Raw genomic sequence first — 17812 nt, 5'->3', positions numbered from 1 at the left:
GCCCCTGCGCGAGGCGACGGGGGCGGGGCCGCGCTCCCCTCCCGGGTGCCTGCGGTCGGCGGAGCGGGGGCGGCGCCACACGGGGCGCCCTCACCCGTACGGATCCAGTGGCGTGAGGGCTGATGCCGTAGTGATCGAGCGAAGCGTTCGTGGTCGTGGGGTGGGGCGCGCATGGGCGTGATCACGGTGAAGCGGCCGCCCCGGGCCTATCCGCCGGCGGTGCCGGACGAGCCGGTGGAGCTGGTCGGCCCGCCCGAGCTGCCCCGTTCGGGCGGCGAGGACTGGGTGATGGGCGTCCTGCCGATGCTCGGGATGGGCGGGTCTGCGGTCTTCTTCTTCTCTCCGGGCGCCCCGGCCCCAATGAAGATCATGGGCGGTCTGATGATCGTCTCGACGGTCGGCATGGTGCTCGCCCAGATCGTCCGCGTCCGCCGGGGCGGCTCCACCGCCACCGCGGACGAGCGCCGCGACTACCTCAAGTACCTGCAGCAGATGCGCCGCCAGGTGCGCCGGACCGCCGAGCGCCAGCGCGGCGCGCAGCTGTTCCTCAATCCCGAGCCCGACCAGCTCTGGTCGATCGTGGCGGACGGCCGGCGGATCTGGGAACGCCGCACCGGCGACGCCGACTTCGCACAGATTCGGGTCGGCCGGGGGCCGGTGCAGCTGTCCACCCCGCTGGTCGCACCGCAGACGGCGCCGATGGACGAGCTGGAGCCGCTCTCGGCGGCCGCGATGCAGACCTTCCTGAAGGCCCACGGCACCCTGCAGGACCTGCCCTTGGCGGTCTCGCTGCGGGCGTTCTACCACGTCACGGTGTGCGGGGACCCGGACACCGTGTACGGCAACGTACGGGCGATGATCGCCCAGTTGACGACGCTGCACTCGCCGGACGACCTGCTGGTGGCGGTGGCCGCGGCGCCGGGCGCGGCGGAGGAGTGGGAGTGGACCAAGTGGCTCCCGCACAACCAGCACCGCAAGGAGTACGACGGCGCGGGTTCGCGCCGGCTGACCGCCACCGGCCTCGGCGAGCTGGAGTTCCTGCTGCAGGACGAACTGGCGGGCCGCCAGCGGTTCGTCCGGGACGCCGCGCCGTCCCCTGACCAGCCGCACGTCGTCGTCGTGACGGACGGCGCCGCGGTGCCGCACGACTCCTTGCTGGCCGGCGCCGAGGGCGTGCACGGGGTGACCGTCATCGAGGTGGTTCCCGGTGACCTGGACGAGCCGACCGGGCATCTGATCATGACGGTCACGCCGGACACGCTGGTGCTCCGCTCGGCGTCGGGCGCGACGTACTCCGGCAAGCCGGACGTCCTGTCGGCCTGGCAGTCGGAGGCGCTCGCCCGCCAGCTGGCCCCGTACCGGGCGTCGGCCGGCGGCGACGACGAACCGCTGCTCTCCGACCTCGACTTCACCGACCTGATGAACTCGGGCGACCCGGGCTCCTTCGACGTGACCCGCAGCTGGCGCCGGCGGGCGCAGCACGAGCGACTGCGGGTGCCGATCGGGGTCGGGGCCGGCGGCGAGCACATCCACCTGGACATCAAGGAGGCCGCGCTGGAGGGCATGGGTCCGCACGGCCTGTGCGTCGGCGCGACCGGCTCCGGCAAGTCCGAGCTGCTGCGCACCCTGGTGCTGGCGCTGGCGATGACGCACACCTCGGAGACCCTGAACTTCGTGCTCGCCGACTTCAAGGGCGGGGCCACCTTCGCGGGGATGGCGGACATGCCGCACACCTCGGCGGTGATCACCAACCTGGAGGGTCAGCTCACCCTGGTCGACCGCATGCGGGACGCGATCGAGGGCGAACTCAACCGCCGCCAGGAGCTGCTGCACCGGGCGGGCAACTACGCCAACGTCCACGAGTACGAGCGGGCCCGGGCGGCCGGCGCGGCGCTGGACCCGCTGCCCTCGCTGGTGCTGATCATCGACGAGTTCTCCGAACTCCTCACCGCCAAGCCCGACTTCATCGACATGTTCATCCAGATCGGCCGGATCGGCCGGTCGCTGGGGGTGCACCTGCTGCTGGCCTCGCAGCGCCTGGAGGAGGGCAAGCTGCGCGGCCTGGACACCTACCTCTCGTACCGGATCGGCCTGCGCACCTTCTCCGCGGCCGAGTCGCGGGCGGCGATCGGCGTGCCGGACGCCTACCACCTGCCGCCGGTGCCGGGCGTCGGCTACCTCAAGTTCGGCACCGACGTGATGGAGCGGTTCAAGGCCGCGTACGTGTCCGGGCCGTACCGGGCGCCGGGGCAGCAGCGGTCGACCGGCGGCCGGCTGGTGACCGCGCGGCCGGTGGTGTTCACGGCGGCCGAGGTGGCGGTGTCGGAACCGCCGGTGCAGGAGGTCGAGCCGCTCGCCGAGGAGCCGGACGACGCCCTGGTGGACACCGTGCTGGACGTGTTCGTGCAGCGGATGGCGGGCCGGGGCCCGGCCGCGCACCAGGTGTGGCTGCCGCCGCTGGACGCGCCGCCGAGCGTGGACCAGCTGCTGCCGCCGCTCCGGACGACCCCGGAACGCGGGCTGACCGCACCCGGGTACGGGGCGCTGGGCCGGCTGCGGGTGCCGGTCGGCACCGTCGACCGCCCGCGCGACCAGAAGCGCGACATCCTCGACCAGGACTACGCGGGCGCGGCCGGCCACGGACTGGTCGTCGGCGGCCCCCGGTCCGGCAAGTCGACGGTGGTGCGCACCGCGGTGGCCGCGTTCGCGCTCACCCACACCCCGCTGGAGGTGCAGTTCTACCTGCTGGACTTCGGCGGCGGCGGCTTCCAGTCGCTCCAGGACCTGCCGCACGTCGGCGGGGTGGCCGGGCGGCTGGACGTCGAGAAGGTCCGCCGGACCGTCTCCGAGGTGCACGGCGTGCTGAACCGGCGCGAGGAGCTGTTCCGGGCGACCGGACTCGACTCCATCGCGACCTACCGCTCCCGCCGGGCGGCCGGACAGCTGCCGGACGAGCGGTTCGGCGACGTCTTCCTGGTGATCGACGGCTGGAACACCTTCAAGCAGGAGTTCGAGATGCTGGAGGGCGTGATCGGGGACATCGCCCAGCGCGGCCTCGGCTACGGCGTCCACCTGATCGTCACCGCCGCCCGGTACGCGGAGGTGCGGCCGGCGCTCAAGGACCTGCTGCAGAACCGGACCGAACTGAAGCTCGGCGACGCGATGGAGTCCGAGGTGGACCGCCGGGTGGCGCAGAACGTGCCGGCCGTCCCGGGGCGCGGGGTCACCGCGGACCGGCTGCACTTCCTCACCGGCCTGCCGCGGCTCGACGGGTCGAGCGCGGTGGACGACCTCCGGGACGGCGTGGCCGGACTGGTCGCGGCCGTCGACGCCGCCTGGACGGGCCCGCGCGCGCCGCAGGTGCGGATGCTGCCGACGGTGCTGGACGGCCACGCGCTGCCGAAGGGCTTCGAGCACCCGGAGCGGGGCGTCGCGTTCGGCGTCGACGAGGCGGAGCTGGCACCGGCCTTCGTCAACTTCGAGACCGATCCGCTGTTCATCGTCTTCGGCGACACCGAGTCCGGGAAGTCGGCGCTGCTGCGGATGCTGGTCAAGCAGATCACCGACCGGTACACCCCGGACCAGGCCGGCATCGTGGTGGGCGACTACCGGCGGGCGCTGCTCGGCACCGTGCCGCCGGACCACCTGGTGGAGTACGCGGCCGCGCAGCCGGCCATGACCCGGGTGGTCGAGATGCTGCGCGGGGCGTGCGCCCGCCGTCTGCCCGGACCGGACGTGACCCCCGAGCAGCTGCGCAACCGCAGCTGGTACAGCGGCAAGGACATGTTCGTCGTCGTGGACGACTACGAGCTGGTGGCCACCGCCTCCGGCAACCCGCTGGCCGCGCTGACGGAGTTCCTGCCGTTCGCCCGCGACATCGGTCTGCGGGTGATCGTGGCGCGGAGCGCGGGCGGGGCCGGCCGGTCGCTGTACGAGCCGTTCATGCAGCGGATGCGCGAGCTGGGCGGCCAGGGCGTGCTGCTGTCCGGCAACCGGGACGAGGGGGCGCTGCTGGGCACGGTCAAGCCGCAGGCGCTGCCGCCGGGCCGCGGGGTGTTCGTCTCGCGCCGGGTGACCGGCGGGCAGATGGTCCAGACCGGCTGGCTGCCGGCGTCGTGACGCGCCGGCGTGGCTATGCACGACGGACCCGACACAGGTGACGGAGGGTGATCGACGGGCCGGATCCGCGGGGGTCAGGCCCCGCCCCACGTCCCATCTGCTGAAACGTTACCTAGATCTTTACGCCGGAGGGCTGCGGTTCCCGCACCTCCCGGAACGGCGGGCGGGCCACCCGGGGGCGGCCGATCGACCTGTCCTGACGTCGAGACGCCGCCTTTGAATGGGCGCACGCAATCCCGCGTTCACCTTGGATTCAGACCCAGGGTGGCGAAGGTAACAAGTCGGGCATGCATAGTGATGACGATCTGTGATCATGAGATCGCATGCTTATGCCGTCGACCGCAACGGATTCCGAAGCAATTCGACGATTGACTCGATCGATACGGGCAAGGTTCCATGGCGGCCCGGGAGCGACAGAACCAGAAACCGAGCAACCAGCCAGCGGAGGCGATACCGCTCCCTCTCCAGGACCGCACAGAGCCGATCGGAAGCCTCATGACCGACACGCTTCGCCCGCCACGCGCCGTAGCCCCCGCCACGGCGACCGCGGGCACCGCCGCCGCCCCGCAGACGCTCAAGCGCTCGATCGGCGTCGTGGGCGGCACGCTGCTCACGCTGTCCTGCGTCACCCCGGCCTCCACGCTCTTCGTGATCGTCCCGGAGCTGTTCTCCAGCATCGGCAGCGCCACCGCGCTGGCCATCGCGATCGGCTCGGTGCTCTGTATCGCGGTCGCCTTCTGCTACTCCGAGCTCGGCACCCTGATCCCCAGCGCGGGCGGCGAGTACGCGATGGTCGGCACGCTGGCCGGACGGCTGGCCGGCTGGCTGGTCTTCGTGCTCTCGCTGATCGTGGTGATGATCGTCCCCTCGGTGATCGCCCTCGGCACCGCCGACTACCTCGCGCCCGTGCTCCACGTCGACAAGCCGATCGCCGGCGCCGCGGTGATGCTCGCCGCCACCCTGGCCGGCCTGCTCGACCTGCGCGCCAACGCCTGGATCACCGGCATCTTCCTGGTCCTGGAGGTCATCGCCGCCGGGGTCGTCTCGGTGCTGGGCTTCGCCCACGCCAACAGCGACGCGCCGAGCATGCTGCACGGCGTCGTCACCGGCGAGGACGGCGTCACCACCACGGTGAGCATCGGCGCCGTCATCGGCGCACTCGGCATCGCGCTCTTCATCACCCAGGGCTTCTCCACCGCGGTCTACCTCTCCGAGGAGCTGGAGAACCCGCGCCGCAACGTCTCCCGCACCGTGCTGTGGACGCTGGGCATCTCCGCCGCCGTCATCCTCGTCCCGGTCACCGCGATCACCGTGGGCGCCCCCGACCTGGCGACGCTCAGCTCGGGCGACATCTCCGGCATGGTCACCGCCTGGAGCAACTCCGCGGTCGGCACCTTCATCAGCCTCTGCGTCGCCCTGGCCATCATCAACGCCGGCATCGTCATGGTCATCCAGAACTCCCGGGTGCTGTTCGCCTCGGCCCGCGACAAGGCCTGGCCCGACCCGGTCAACAAGGCCTTCGCCACCCTGGGCCGGTTCGGCTCCCCGTGGGTCGCCACCCTGGCCGTCGGCCTGCCGGGCGCCGCGCTCTGCTTCGTCGAGGGCGAGCTGCTCAGCGAGATCACCGGCGTCGCCGTCACCGGGATGTACCTGCTGGTCGCGATCGCCGCGCTGCTCTCCCGCCGCGACCGGCACAAGCACGCCGCCGCCTGGCGGATGCCGCTCTGGCCCGCCGTCCCGGTGGTCCTGATCGTCGTGCTGGTCTACATCATCACCCAGCTCGACACCGTGCCGCTGCTGTGGACCGGCGGCATCACCGCGGCCGCCACCCTCTACTGGCTGTTCTACCTGCGCCCCCGGCAGGACACCCGCTGGGTGATCAGCCTCCCCGAGGACCAGCAGGGCTGATCCGACCGGAACCCGACCTCCCCCTCCCCCACGCGGCAGTGCCCCGGGCCCCCCGGCCCGGGGCACTGCCGCGTCGTGGCCCGGCCGCCGCTACTTCTTGAGCTTCCACTGCGGGGCCGTGGCGACCGCCTTCAGCTGCTCGACGGTCAGCGCCGGGGTGGCCCGGGTGGCCGGGGTGCGCAGGCCGGCGCTGTTGAAGGCGCTGATCACCACCCGCAGGCCGTCCGCGTGGAGGGTGTCGACCGTCCACATGCCGCCCTGCTTGAGGACGGTCACCCGGGTGCCGTCCGGGAGCCTCTCGGCGTTGCCGAACAACTGCTCGACCGCATTGTCATGGCTCCCGTCCTGCACGTTGACCTGCACCAGGGACTTGCCCTTGCCGTCGTCCACCACGAAGTCGGCGAAGCCCGGCTGGCCGCCGGTCTCGGCCTGCTTCAGACCGGCCGGCAGCAGCCCGGCGGTGATCGCCAGGATCTCGTCCTTGCCGTACTCCTCGGTGTCGCGCGGCTTCACCGGCGCCGGGAGGGGGATGCCCGCGACGATCCGGTCCCAGGACTTGCCGGTGACCACCGCCGTCAGCTGCTCGGGCGTCAGCGGCGGGGCGGGCCGGGAGACCGGCGCCCCCTTCGCGGCCGGGGCGTTCCACTCGGTCAGCTGGACCATCCGGCCGTCCTGGCCGACCAGCCGGGCGAACCACCGCTTGGTCTCGGCCCGGTTGTCGGGGTACTCGTAGCCCTGGAACACGGTCAGCGAGCCGCCGCCCGGCAGGGCGGTCGAGGTGCAGGCGTCGAACCGCATCGCCTTCCGGTCCGGGCAGCCGTTCTCCGTACGGCGTGCGTCGCCCTCCCCGTACCGGTCCAGCGAGAGGCTCAGCACGGACCCGCCCTTGCCGTCGTCGAAGAGCAGCGGCCCGGCGGCATCACCGGTGCCGGTGACCTTGCCCGCGGGCAGCAGGGTCCGGAGGACGGCGATCGCCTCGGGGACGGAGTAGGCGCGGGCCGGGGCCCCGTCCTGGCCTCCCTGGCCTCCCTGGTCGCTCTGGTCGGTACCGGTGCCGGTGCCGGTGCCGGTGGCGCTCACGCTCGCGGTTCCGCCGCCCGCCGCGGGTGCGGTCTGCGGCGCGGTGGCCGGGGAGCCTCCGGTGCCCCCGGTGCCGCCGGTGAGGTACATCGCGCCGGTGCCGACCAGGGCCAGCGCGACCGCGCCGCCCAGCGACGCGGTGGCCGAGCGCCGGCGGCGGAGCCGGCGGCCCCGGGCCAGGCCACCGACCGCCAGCGCCTGCCGGCCCTCGCCTCCGAAGCCCTCACCCGTGCGGGTCATGGCGAAGAGAAGATCATCCTCGAACCTGTCCTGTTCGGACATGCGTGATCACCGTTTCAATAGGCGGCGGGTGGTGGCGGGTGGCACCGGGCGTCGGTGCGAGCGCGGGGCCAGAGGGGCGCCGGGCAGCGGTAGGGCGGGGGGCTCGGTGTGCGGTGTGCGGTGTGCGGTGTGCGACGTGCGGTCAGGAGACGTCCGGAAGCGACAGGAAGCGTCAAGGATCGGTCATCGAACGGCGAGCTCGGCCAGCGTCTCCCCGAACTGCGCCCGCAGCCGGGCCAGCGCCCGCGTGGTCCGGGTCCGGACCGCTCCCGAGGAGACCCGCAGCACCTCGGCGGTCTCCTCGACACTGCGATCCTCCCAGTAGCGCAGCACCAGCACCGCCCGGTCCTTGGGCGGCAGCCCGCCGAGCGCGTCGAGCAGGGTCAGCCGCAGCGCGCGGTCCGCCTCCCGGCCCGCACGCTCGGGCAGCTCGCCGGTGGGCCGCTCCCCGCTGGAACGCCGGCGCTGCTGGGCGAGGAAGGTCCGCACCATGACGGTGTGGGCGTACGCGCCGGGGTTCTCGACCCGGTACCGCCCGCCGGTCCAGGCACTGCGGCGCCACAGCACGTACATCCGCCCGAGGGCCTCCTGGACGAGGTCCTCCGCGTAGTGGGTGTCCCCACTGGTGAGCAGGCACGCCGAGCGGTACAGCCGCCCCGTGTGGCCCGCCACGAGCTCCAGGAACTCCCCGTCCTTGGCCTCGCGCGTGCCCCCGGTCCGTCCCATCCGACGTGCCTCCCCCGCCCGCTCACTCCCCCGACACGGGAGGGATGCGATGAGCGGGGCCGGATGTTACAGCCCGACCGGAAAAGATTCCGGAACTCAGTCCGAGGGCCGGCGGCGGTGGTCGCGGAGCACCACGGCGCCGCCGATCACCAGGGCCACCAGCAGGGCGCCGACACCCAGCACGTAGGTGGCGGTCCGGCCGTCCCGGTCGGCCCGGGTCTCGCCGAGACCGGGCGGCCGCGGCACGATCGGGGCGGCGGCCAGCCGGACCGGCGGATCCTCGGTGGCCCGGTCCGGCGGCGCGACGGGCGCGGTGGCCACGGCCTTCACCGGGTCGACGACGCCCCACCCGACGTACTCGTTGGGCTTGTGGTCGGTACGCTGCGCGGTCTGCTCGATCCAGGCCCGCACCTGGCTCGGCCGCCAGTCCCCGTGCGCGCCGACCAGCAGCGCGGCCAGCCCGGCCACGTACGGCGCGGCGAAGCTGGTGCCGTTGTCCACGCACTGGCCGCCGCGCGGGACGGTGGAGAGCATGTCGACGCCGGGCGCCGCGACGTCCACGAAGTCGCCGTACTGGGAGAAGTAGGTCCGCTCGTTGTTGCGGTCCGAGGCGCCGACGGCGAGCACGGTCGGGAAGGCCGCCGGGTAGGTGTCGCCCTTCCTGCCGTCGTTGCCGCTGGAGGCCACCACCACCGCGCCCCGGCTCTCGGCGTTCTCGATCGCGGCCTTCAGTTCGGCGTAGCCGACGAACCCGCTGTCGCCCGCGCCGCGCACGTCCTGGGAGATGTTGACGACCCTCGCGCCCTGCCGGACGGCCGAGTCGATCGCCTCGACCAGCGAGTGGACGTCCCCGTTGCCCTCCGCGTCGTTCTGCCGGATCGACAGGATGGTGGCGCCCGGGGCGATGCCGACGAAGCCGGTCTGCTCGCTGCGCCCGGCGGCGATGATGCCGGCGACCTTGGTGCCGTGCCCGACCAGGTCGTTCTTGCCGCCGCCCTCGATCCGGCGGCCCTCCTTGTCCTTCAGCAGCGATCCGCCGTCGATCACCCGGTGCGCGAGCTGCGGGTTCTGGTCGTCCACCCCGGTGTCGATGACCGCGACCAGCACCCCCGCGCCGGTGGTCGCGCCGCCCTGCCAGAGCTCGTCCAGCACCATCCGCTGCAGGGACCACGGCACGGCCTGCACGTTCGGCGCGGACCTGCCGCAGTCCCCGGCCGCGGCGATGCCCGGTCCGGCGGCGGCACCCGGTCCGGCGGCGACCGCCGGGGCCACCGCCGGGCCGCCGAGCACCGCCAGCGACGCCAGCGCCACGGCCGCCGTCCGGTACCTGGCCACCGGCACCCTGCCACCCCTCATGTCGTCCACCCCGGTTGCGCGCCAGGGGCGGGTGCCCGCCGGGCAACCCGCCCCTCGTCGAGTCGTGCTCGGGCCGCAGCCCGCCGTCAGCCCGTCCAGAGGGTGGCGTTGCGGTTCTCGGTGTTCTGGTAGCTCTCGGCCGCCTTGTCCAGGGAGTTGGCGATCTGCGCCAGCACCTGCTGCAGGTGCGCGGCGCGCTCGTCCCACTTCGTCTGGTGGGCCTGGTAGCCCTGCTGGGCGACGCCCTCCCAGCTGGTGGCGATCTTGGTGACACCCGCCTTCAGCTCCTCGAGCTGGGCGTTGATCGTCTGCGCGGTCCGCCGGACCTCGGAACTGGCGCTCTTGATGGTGCTGAAGTTGACGAGAATGTGTTCGGCCACGATGTCTCCTAGTCGAGGCTGCGAAGCACCCCATCACCCGAGGGGCGCGTCGCCGGGTGAGCGGACGGAACGGGGATCAGACCGTGCCGGCGCCGAAGGTCGCCTGCTGCTCCGCGTCGGCCTGCGCGTACTTCTGGGTCGTGAGCTCGATCGCTTCCTTGATCGCCACCAGCGACTTGTTGAGCTCCTGGGCGTCCGTGTTGAACTGGCCCTGGAGGTTCGTGTACGCCTGCGCGGCCTGCCCCTGCCAACCGCTGGTGATCGAGGTGACCAGGTTGTTGAGGCCGTTGATCTCGGTGTTGATCGCGCCGATGACCTCGTCCATGTGCTTGGTGAACGCCAGCATCTCCTGAGCGGTCGTCCTGAACTGACCCATGCTCCACCGTCCCCCACGAGACAGACCCTGTGTCCGGGGCGCCGGTTCCGAGCCCCCCGCGCATCACCGGTGTGATGTCCTGCAGCACTGTAGTCGGCACACGCAGCTCACCCAACCTCGCGCGGGGGCCGGTTACCAAGCCATGACATCACGTCAGTTTCCGTGCCCTGAAAGGCGATAGACCGATCATGCGTTCTGCTGCTGAGCTGCGCTCCCGGCATTGAGCGCGGGGCCGGCCGGCACCAGGTTCGACCACTGCCGGGGGACGGGGGCCGGCTGCAGGCCCTGGTAGCCGAGCCGGGCCTGGTTGCCGCCCGCCTCCTCCGCCCGGCCCGCCGCGGCCGGGGCCCCGGACTGTCCGGACGAGGCCGACGGGACCGGCTGGGCCGACGCCGCGGCCTGACCGCCCTTGCCGCTGTCGCCGCTGGCCGGCACCGCGTACCGCAGGCCCGTCTCGGTGATCAGGAAGTCGGTGCCGGAGCCGTCCGTCCCGTTGTCCAGCGCCCGGTAGAACAGGCCGTGGCCGGGCGTCACGTGCGCCGACGCCGCCCCGTTGCCGTACCGCGCCGGATAGTCCGGGCCGGCCCAGACGCTGCGCCGCGGGGACCTGCCGTCCTCCGCCACCCCGTCGAAGGTGCTGCAGACCACGGCCCTCGCGTCCTTCTGCGCCTGCCAGTCGTTGACCGGGGCACCCGTCCTGGTGGGCCAGTCGGCGGCGCCGTCGGCCGTCAGCGGAGTGCTGCTGTTGAGCGCGGCGTGCTCGGCCGGGGTGATGTCCTCGATCCGCGGGTTCCGGTTGGCGTCCTGGTCGTACAGCGGCTGCAACAGCGGGTTCTGCCTGATCAGTTCGGCCTGGAACGGGGTGATCAGCAGCAGCCGGCTCCTCCCCACCACGTAGTGCCGGTCACCGAACCGGACCAGCCGGCCCACCTTGCGGTTCTCCGGATTCTGCAACGCCACGGAGGAGTTGGGGGCCTTGGTGTCCGGCACCAGCCCGTCGATCCGCGGGAAGACGATGTCACTGCCCGGCGCCAGCGTGTCCAGCCAGTCCTTCTTCACCTTCTGCGGGCTGGCGGTCGCCCCGAAGACCGCCCCCATCAGCTGCGTCCGCGTGGCGTCCGAGTCCTCCGGACCGCCGATCGCGTGCCTCCGGCCCTTCGAGTCCACCAGGAACAGCCTCAGCCGCCCCCCGCCCGCACCGGCCTGCCCGGAGCGGGCCGCCACCTGCGGGTCGTCCGCCTGCTGCACCAGCAGCGCCTGGTCGACGTCGAGCAACCGGTCCGGCGCCTCCAGCGCCCGGGCGTCGGCGCCGCCCGCCACGAAGACCGCCTGGTTGACCGTGTTCCCCTCGTCGTCCGCGCCCGGACGGTCGCAGACCGACCACTTCATCGGCCGGCTCGCGTTCTCCCTCGACGGCAACTTGTCCGGGGCGTAGGGGATGCCGATCGTCGGGCCGTGGTTGGGGTACTTGTCGAGCACCCCGTCGGCGACCACCACCACCTTGGCGCCCACCGGCAGCACCAGCCGCGCCGACGACATGTTCAGCACCTGGTGCAACCGCTTGGTCCGGCCGTCCGGATCGGTCAGCACGACGTACCGGGTGGTGCTCTGCTTGCCCTGGACGATGAACCTGCCCTCGTCCCAGCCGAGCGGCGCGCTCGGCCGGAACACCCCCCATAGCCCGAAGCCACCGACCACCAGCGCCCCGACGACCACGCTCGGCAGGACCGCCCTCACCGGACGCGGCGCGTCCTCGTCGCTCCCCCCGCCACCGGGCAGGAGGAAGGCTCCGACCGTGCGCCTGCGGGCGAAGGTGTAGGCGTTCAGCTCGTCCCGACGCGATGCCATGCTCGTCGTCCCCCCTGTCAGACCGACCTGCCCCGTGGTCCGCATCCGCCGGGCGAGAACGTGCTCGAACCTCTACGATGCGGCAGCAGACGGTGAGTACGGTACGGGCACGGATCGCGAACGGGCCAGCGGGACAAGACAACTGACTTAGCGAAAGGGGCCACCGGGGGATGCCAGGCCAGACCGCTCCAGGACGTCGCAGCACGGCACGCAACAGCGGACCACGCCGCCCCGGACCCCGCCCGCAACCCAGCACCGGCACCTCCGCCGCCCCGACCCGCCCCGACCCGGCCGACAGCCCCGTCCCGGTCCGCATCCACCCCCGCCCCGGGCTCCTGGGCGGTCGCCTGGCGCTCCACCAACTGGTGCTCGTCGAGGTCGCGTCGGCACTGGCCGCAGTCGGCTGGACGATCAGCCGACCGGTCGCCGCCGCGTTCGGCGCGATCGCCCTGGTCCTGCTGGTGCTCGCGGTCGTGCCGGTCCGCGGCCGCACCGCCCCCGAGGCGCTGCGGGTCCGGGCCGCCCTGCGGGCCCGCCGGAAGCGCGCCCGGGCCGACGCACCGCCGGCCGGCACCGACCCGGCGCTCGCCCCCGCGCTGGAGCTGGAGCCCGCGCTGCGCACCTGCACCCACACCACCGAGGCGGCCTTCGGCGGCCGTCCGGTCCGCCGGGAGACCGGCATGGTCGGCGACGGCACCTTCCTGAGCACCGTCCTGCTCGTCCAGACCAAGGACCGCCCGCTGCGCCCCGCCCGCACCGCCCGGCCGCTCCCCCTGGACGTCGTCTGCTCCGTGCTGCGGGTGGACGACATCACCCTGGAGTCGGTCCAGCTGGTCCAGCACACCCGGCCGGCGCCCGCGCCGCACCTGCCCGAACAGTCGCTGGCCGCCCGCGCCTACCGGGAGCTGCCGGACGGCGCAGCCACCCCCGGCCTGCGGCTCACCTGGGTGGCGCTCAAGCTCGACCCCGAACGGGCGGCCACCGCGGTGCGCGCCCGGGGCGGCGGCGAGGAGGGCGCCCGCAAGGCACTCCAGCGGGTCACCGACCAGCTCGCCGGGCGTCTGAACAGCGCGGGCTTCGACGCGACCGTGCTCGACGAACGCGAGCTGATCGCCGCACTCGCCACCTCCGCCTGCGTCAACCCCCTGGCCACGGCCGGACGCCGGGGCACGGGCGGCGGCGGCAGCGGGCGGCGCACCCAGGAGGGCAACCGGTTCTGGCGGGTCGACGACCGCTGGCACAGCACCTACTGGATCTCCCGCTGGCCGCAACTCGGCCGCCCCGGCGGCGCCCCCGGCCGGATCGCCGTCCCCGACCTGGTGAACCTGGTCACCGGCGCACCCGCGCTGGCGAGCACCTTCAGCCTCACCGCCGGGCACGGCACCGGCGGCTCGGTGACGCTCAGCGGCCACGTCCGGGTGACCGGGCGCAGCGAGAGCGAGGCCGTCCGGATCGGACGCCGGGTCGAGGCCCGCGCGCAGAGCGCCGGCCTGGGGCTGACCCGGCTCGACCTGGAGCAGGCCCCCGGCGTGCTCGCCACCCTCCCGCTGGGAGGTACCGCCTGATGGCGTACCAGGGCTACCGGCCGACCGGTGCGCCGACCGGAGCCGGGCGGCGGCCGAGGATCCCGTCCCGGCTGCTGCCCGGCTTCGGGCTTCGCGGCCCGCGGCGGGAGAAGCACGTGCTGGCCGTCGGGGATCTGGCCGCGCTGGCCTTCCCGGTCGGCGACGACGGCGTACTGATCGGCCAGGACGTGCACCGGGCGCAGCCCGCCGTGCTCGGACTGTTCCGGCCCGGCGCCTACGACCTGGTCCTGGTCGGCGGCGTCTGGACGGCGCAGGTCATCGCGCTGCGGGCGGCCGCCACCGGCGCCCGGGTCGCCGTGGAGACCGCCCGCGCCCACCTGTGGGGCCCGCTCGCTCAGGCCGCCGGCGGCGGTCAGCCGTGCGTCACCGTCCACCAGGTCGGCAGGCTCGGCCCGCAGGGCGCCTCGGTCACCTCGCCGGTCCTGGTGGTGCGCGACCTCGGCGCCCGCCCGCCCGGCAGCCGGCTCTCCGCCACACCCTGGCAGACCACCCTGACCGTGCTGCCGTACCTGGGGCCGAACGCGGCCCGGGTGCTCAACGCGGCCGACCTGGTCGGGGTGCAACGGGTCTCGCCGCAGGAGGCGGAGCTGATCGGCCGGGTGCTGTCGCTCGGCCCGCCCGAGGTCGGGGCGCTGCCCACCCTCGCCGAGGACCTGACGCTCTGGACGACCCGGATGAGCCGGCAGTACGTACGGGTCGTCGCCGGGCAGGCGGAACGGCAGGTCCTGGGCGGCCCGCGGCGGATCGACTGACCCGGCCGATCCCGGTCGCGGCCCGGTCGGAGATGAGATACCGCCTTCAGTGGGGGGTGGCTCACGGCCTAGGCTGTGATGCGGCAACGGCACCGCGAACGTGCGGCGGCGAACACGAGGGAGCCTCAGGTGAGTAGCGATCGGGACGGCGTCTACGTCGGCGACAACGCGGCGGAGGACGACGACGACTGGTCCGACGCGCCCGACTACACTCCCCCGTCCTGGTACGTGCAGACAGACGCCCCGGGTGCTCCGGCGGCTCCCGGTCCGGCTCCGACGCCTGCCCCTGCCCCCGCCCCTGCCGCCGCCCCGACGGCAGCGGCTCCGGTGGCGCCGCCCGCGCCGGCTCCGGCTCCGGTTCCGGCCGTCGAGCCCGCTCCGCAACCCCAGCCGCCGGTCCAGCCCCAGTTCCAGCCGCAGCCGGCGCCCGCGCCGGCCGTCCCTGCCGCACCCACCGCCGGGATAGCGGCGCCGCACCCCCCGTTCGCCGCTCCGCCGACCCACCCGGCCGTGCCCGCGCCCGCCCCGGTTCCCGCCCCGTACGCGGAGCAGCCGCCGGCCGTCGCCCAGCCCTGGCCCGCGGCCGACCCGTCGGTGCAGCCGCAGCCCTACCCCGGTGGACCCCACCCGCCTGCGCCCGCCCCGGCGCCGCTGCCGGCGCAGCCGGCCCTGCCGTACCCGGACCCGCAGCAGCAGGCCCAGGGGTACCCGCAGGCCCAGCCCCAGCCTCAGCCGTACTCCCAGCAGGCCCAGCAGGTGCAGCAGCCGCAGGACCCGCAGGCCGCCGCCTGGGCCGCCGCGCAGCAGGCCGCCCAGCAGGCCCCGGCTCCGCAGCCCGGCCCGCAGCCCGGCCCGCAGGCCGCCGCCGACCCGCGCGCGGCCGGCTGGCCCCAGCCGAACACCTACCAGCAGCAGCCCCCGCAGCCGGGCCCGGGCCTGCCCGCCCAGCCCTGGCAGCAGCAGCCCGACGCCCCGCAGGCGCCCGCCGCGATGCAGCAGTCCGGGGCCCCGCAGCAGACCGCGCACGGCGCCCCGCTCGGCTACACGGCCGCCGTCGAGCTCTCCTCGGACCGCCTGCTGCGCAGCCAGCCGAAGCAGCAGCGCCAGCAGCCGCGGTTCCAGTTCGGCGGCAAGGCCGCCGCCGCCGAGAAGTCCCGCAAGCTGGAGATCATCCGCACCCCGGTGCTCAGCTGCTACCGGATCGCCGTGATCAGCCTCAAGGGCGGCGTCGGCAAGACCACGACCACGACCGCCCTCGGCGCGACGCTGGCCAGCGAGCGCCAGGACAAGGTGATCGCGATCGACGCCAACCCGGACGCCGGCACGCTCGGCCGCCGGGTCAAGCGGCAGACCGGCGCGACCATCCGCGACCTGGTGACGGCCATCCCGCACCTGCGCAGCTACATGGACATCCGTCAGTTCACCTCGCAGGACCTGCACTCGGGCCTGGAGATCCTGGCGAACGACGTCGACCCGGCCGTCTCGACGACCTTCAACGACTCGGACTACCGGCAGGTCATCGACGTGCTGGGCCGCCAGTACCCGATCATCCTGACCGACTCCGGCACCGGCCTGCTGTACAGCGCGATGCGCGGGGTGCTGGACCTCGCCGACCAGCTGATCATCGTCTCCACCCCCAGCGTGGACGGCGCCTCGTCCGCCTCGACCACGCTGGACTGGCTCTCCGCGCACGGCTACGCCGATCTGGTGCAGCGTTCGATCACCGTGGTCTCCGGGGTCCGCGAGACCAGCAAGATGATCAAGGTCGAGGACATCGTCGCGCACTTCCGGACCCGCTGCCGGGGCGTGGTCGTGGTGCCGTTCGACGAGAGCCTGGCGGCCGGCGCCGAGGTCAACCTCGACATGATGCGGCCCAAGGTCCGCGAGGCGTACTTCGACCTCGCCGCGCTGGTCGCCGAGGACATCGTCCGCGCCCAGCAGGCCGCGGCCCAGCAGGCGAGCTGGCAGCACCCGGGCGCACAGCAGTACGCCGCCGCACCGCAGCCCTACGCCCCGCAGCAGCAGCCGGCCCAGCAGCCCGGCCCGCTCCACCCGGACCCGCAGCAGCAGCCGTACCCGCACCAGCAGCCGGTGCAACCGTGGCAGCAGCCGGGCCCCCAGCCCGTCCCCGGTGCTCCCTGGGCGCAGCCGGGCCAGACCCCGCCGCCGGCCGGCTACGGCTACCCGCCGCAGGGTCCGCCCCAGCCGGCGCCGGAGTGGCAGCAGCCGCAGCAGCCCGCGCCGCCGGGCGGTGGATACGGCTACCCCCAGCCCGACGGCGGGCAGCAGCCGCCGCCCGCCGGGTACGGCTACCCGCCGCCGCCCGCACCGCCCCAGCAACAGCAACAGCAACAGCAGTAGGAGCAGTAGGAGCAGTAGGAGAGCGCACCGCGCGCAAGGGCCCGCCGACTCCGGTCGGCGGGCCCTTGCGCGCGGATCCGGCGGGTCAGCCGGCGTCGGTCAGCTCGCGCGACCGCTTCACGTCGTCGGCCATCCGGTCCAGCAGCGCCTCGATCGAGTCGAACTTCTCCATCCCGCGCAGGTAGACGAGGAACTCGACGGCCACGTGCAGCCCGTAGAGGTCCAGCCCGACCCGGTCGATGGCGTACGCCTCGACGGTCCGGGCGGTGCCGTCGAAGGTCGGGTTGGTGCCGACCGAGATGGCCGCCGGCATCCGCTCGCCGTCGGCCGTCAGCCAGCCCGCGTACACCCCGTCGGCCGGGACGGCGCTGTGCGGCACGGTGTCCACGTTGGCGGTCGGGTAGCCCAGCTCACGGCCGCGCTGCGCGCCGCGCACCACCTCGCCCTCCACCCGGTGCGGACGGCCCAGCACCTCGCCGGCCCCGGCCACGTCGCCCGCGGCGACCAGCCGGCGGGTCAGGGTCGAGGAGAACGGCTCGCCGTCGCCCGCCGCCCCGCGCACCCGGAGGTCGACGACCTCGACGCCGCAGTCGGCCGACCGGCCCAGTTCGGCCAGCAGCGCGACGTTGCCGGCCGCCCGGTGGCCGAACCGGAAGTTCGGCCCCTCGACGACCAGGCACGCGTGCAGCGCGTCCACCAGCACCTGCCGGAAGAACTCCTCCGGGGACTCCTTCGAGAACTCGGTGGTGAACGGCAGCACCAGGACGGCGTCCACGCCGAGCGCCTCGATCAGCTCCGCGCGGCGCGGCTGCGGGGCCAGCAGCGCCGGGTGGCTGCCCGGACGGACCACCTCGCTCGGGTGCGGGTCGAAGGTGACCACGACCGACCGGACCCCGAGCTCGCGGGCGCGCTCGACCGCCCGGCCGATGATCAGCTGGTGCCCACGGTGCACTCCGTCGAACGAGCCGATGGTGACGACGCTGCGTCCCCAGTCACCGGGGATCTCCTCCAGGCCACGCCAGCGTTGCACCCTGACCG

General features: G+C 73.9%; 12 protein-coding genes. 5 read left to right on the top strand and 7 right to left on the bottom strand.

Going from position 1 to position 17812, the window contains the following annotated elements; all coding sequences use genetic code 11:
- The first annotated feature begins 171 nt into the window (after window positions 1-171).
- The gene (gene eccCa / locus ACFWIC_RS33210; RefSeq protein WP_329952538.1) at window positions 172-4119 is read left to right on the top strand and encodes a type VII secretion protein EccCa; all 3948 of its coding nucleotides are present in this window, start codon (window positions 172-174) and stop codon (window positions 4117-4119) included.
- A 495-nt stretch (window positions 4120-4614) separates the two neighbouring features.
- Window positions 4615-6027 carry an APC family permease gene (locus ACFWIC_RS33205; RefSeq protein ID WP_329877550.1) on the top strand — a complete coding sequence of 471 codons (1413 nt, stop codon included), beginning with the start codon at window positions 4615-4617 and terminating at the stop codon, window positions 6025-6027.
- A gap of 90 nt (window positions 6028-6117) precedes the next feature.
- Here the strand turns inward: ACFWIC_RS33205 and ACFWIC_RS33200 are convergent, their stop codons facing one another.
- The 6 genes from ACFWIC_RS33200 to ACFWIC_RS33175 form a co-directional block, all read right to left on the bottom strand.
- A complete protein-coding gene (locus ACFWIC_RS33200; protein WP_380520723.1) occupies window positions 6118-7389 on the bottom strand; it encodes a hypothetical protein in 1272 nt (423 codons plus the stop codon).
- A 183-nt stretch (window positions 7390-7572) separates the two neighbouring features.
- Window positions 7573-8115, bottom strand: coding sequence for a SigE family RNA polymerase sigma factor (locus ACFWIC_RS33195; protein ID WP_329952540.1), 543 nt, complete (start codon window positions 8113-8115; stop codon window positions 7573-7575).
- A 96-nt stretch (window positions 8116-8211) separates the two neighbouring features.
- The gene (gene mycP / locus ACFWIC_RS33190; RefSeq protein ID WP_380520722.1) at window positions 8212-9471 is read right to left on the bottom strand and encodes a type VII secretion-associated serine protease mycosin; all 1260 of its coding nucleotides are present in this window, start codon (window positions 9469-9471) and stop codon (window positions 8212-8214) included.
- Window positions 9472-9557: 86 nt separating this feature from the next.
- Window positions 9558-9851, bottom strand: coding sequence for a WXG100 family type VII secretion target (locus tag ACFWIC_RS33185; protein ID WP_329952542.1), 294 nt, complete (start codon window positions 9849-9851; stop codon window positions 9558-9560).
- 76 nt (window positions 9852-9927) lie between these two features.
- On the bottom strand, window positions 9928-10227 hold the full coding sequence (locus ACFWIC_RS33180; RefSeq protein ID WP_329952543.1) for a WXG100 family type VII secretion target: 300 nt from the start codon (window positions 10225-10227) through the stop codon (window positions 9928-9930).
- A gap of 186 nt (window positions 10228-10413) precedes the next feature.
- Complete coding sequence (locus ACFWIC_RS33175; RefSeq protein ID WP_380520721.1) at window positions 10414-12075, bottom strand: type VII secretion protein EccB; 1662 nt, start codon at window positions 12073-12075, stop codon at window positions 10414-10416.
- A gap of 170 nt (window positions 12076-12245) precedes the next feature.
- Here ACFWIC_RS33175 and eccE point away from each other — a divergent pair, with 170 nt between their 5' ends.
- The 3 genes from eccE (at window position 12246) to ACFWIC_RS33160 (ending at window position 16774) form a co-directional block, all read left to right on the top strand.
- Window positions 12246-13640, top strand: a complete 1395-nt coding sequence (eccE, locus tag ACFWIC_RS33170) for a type VII secretion protein EccE (protein WP_380520720.1) — start codon at window positions 12246-12248, stop codon at window positions 13638-13640.
- Entirely contained in the window at window positions 13640-14413 is a 774-nt protein-coding gene (locus ACFWIC_RS33165; protein ID WP_329877534.1) for a hypothetical protein, read from the top strand. Before eccE ends, ACFWIC_RS33165 begins: the two co-directional genes overlap by 1 nt.
- Window positions 14414-14542: 129 nt before the next feature.
- Window positions 14543-16774 carry a MinD/ParA family protein gene (locus ACFWIC_RS33160; RefSeq protein WP_380520719.1) on the top strand — a complete coding sequence of 744 codons (2232 nt, stop codon included), beginning with the start codon at window positions 14543-14545 and terminating at the stop codon, window positions 16772-16774.
- 85 nt (window positions 16775-16859) lie between these two features.
- On the opposite strand, the gene ACFWIC_RS33155 is transcribed toward ACFWIC_RS33160, so the two are convergent.
- Window positions 16860-17804 (bottom strand): bifunctional riboflavin kinase/FAD synthetase, encoded by a 945-nt coding sequence (locus ACFWIC_RS33155; RefSeq protein WP_329877530.1) that lies wholly within the window; start codon window positions 17802-17804, stop codon window positions 16860-16862.
- Between the last annotated feature and the right edge of the window lie 8 nt (window positions 17805-17812).

Origin of the sequence: Kitasatospora sp. NPDC127035, from assembly GCF_042726075.1 — a bacterium.
In the GTDB taxonomy this organism is placed as follows: Bacteria; Actinomycetota; Actinomycetes; order Streptomycetales; family Streptomycetaceae; genus Kitasatospora.
This window is presented reverse-complemented; position numbering and strand designations above follow the sequence as displayed.

What these genes read in the sequence shown, in the direction of transcription:
- eccE (WP_380520720.1), top strand. Translation starts at nt 12,246, where the DNA reads ATGCCAGGCCAGACCGCTCCAGGACGTCGCAGCACGGCACGCAACAGC.
- eccCa (WP_329952538.1), top strand. Translation starts at nt 172, where the DNA reads ATGGGCGTGATCACGGTGAAGCGGCCGCCCCGGGCCTATCCGCCGGCG.
- ACFWIC_RS33165 (WP_329877534.1), top strand. Translation starts at nt 13,640, where the DNA reads ATGGCGTACCAGGGCTACCGGCCGACCGGTGCGCCGACCGGAGCCGGG.
- ACFWIC_RS33180 (WP_329952543.1), bottom strand. Translation starts at nt 10,227, where the DNA reads ATGGGTCAGTTCAGGACGACCGCTCAGGAGATGCTGGCGTTCACCAAG.
- mycP (WP_380520722.1), bottom strand. Translation starts at nt 9,471, where the DNA reads ATGAGGGGTGGCAGGGTGCCGGTGGCCAGGTACCGGACGGCGGCCGTG.
- ACFWIC_RS33205 (WP_329877550.1), top strand. Translation starts at nt 4,615, where the DNA reads ATGACCGACACGCTTCGCCCGCCACGCGCCGTAGCCCCCGCCACGGCG.
- ACFWIC_RS33195 (WP_329952540.1), bottom strand. Translation starts at nt 8,115, where the DNA reads ATGGGACGGACCGGGGGCACGCGCGAGGCCAAGGACGGGGAGTTCCTG.
- ACFWIC_RS33200 (WP_380520723.1), bottom strand. Translation starts at nt 7,389, where the DNA reads ATGTCCGAACAGGACAGGTTCGAGGATGATCTTCTCTTCGCCATGACC.
- ACFWIC_RS33175 (WP_380520721.1), bottom strand. Translation starts at nt 12,075, where the DNA reads ATGGCATCGCGTCGGGACGAGCTGAACGCCTACACCTTCGCCCGCAGG.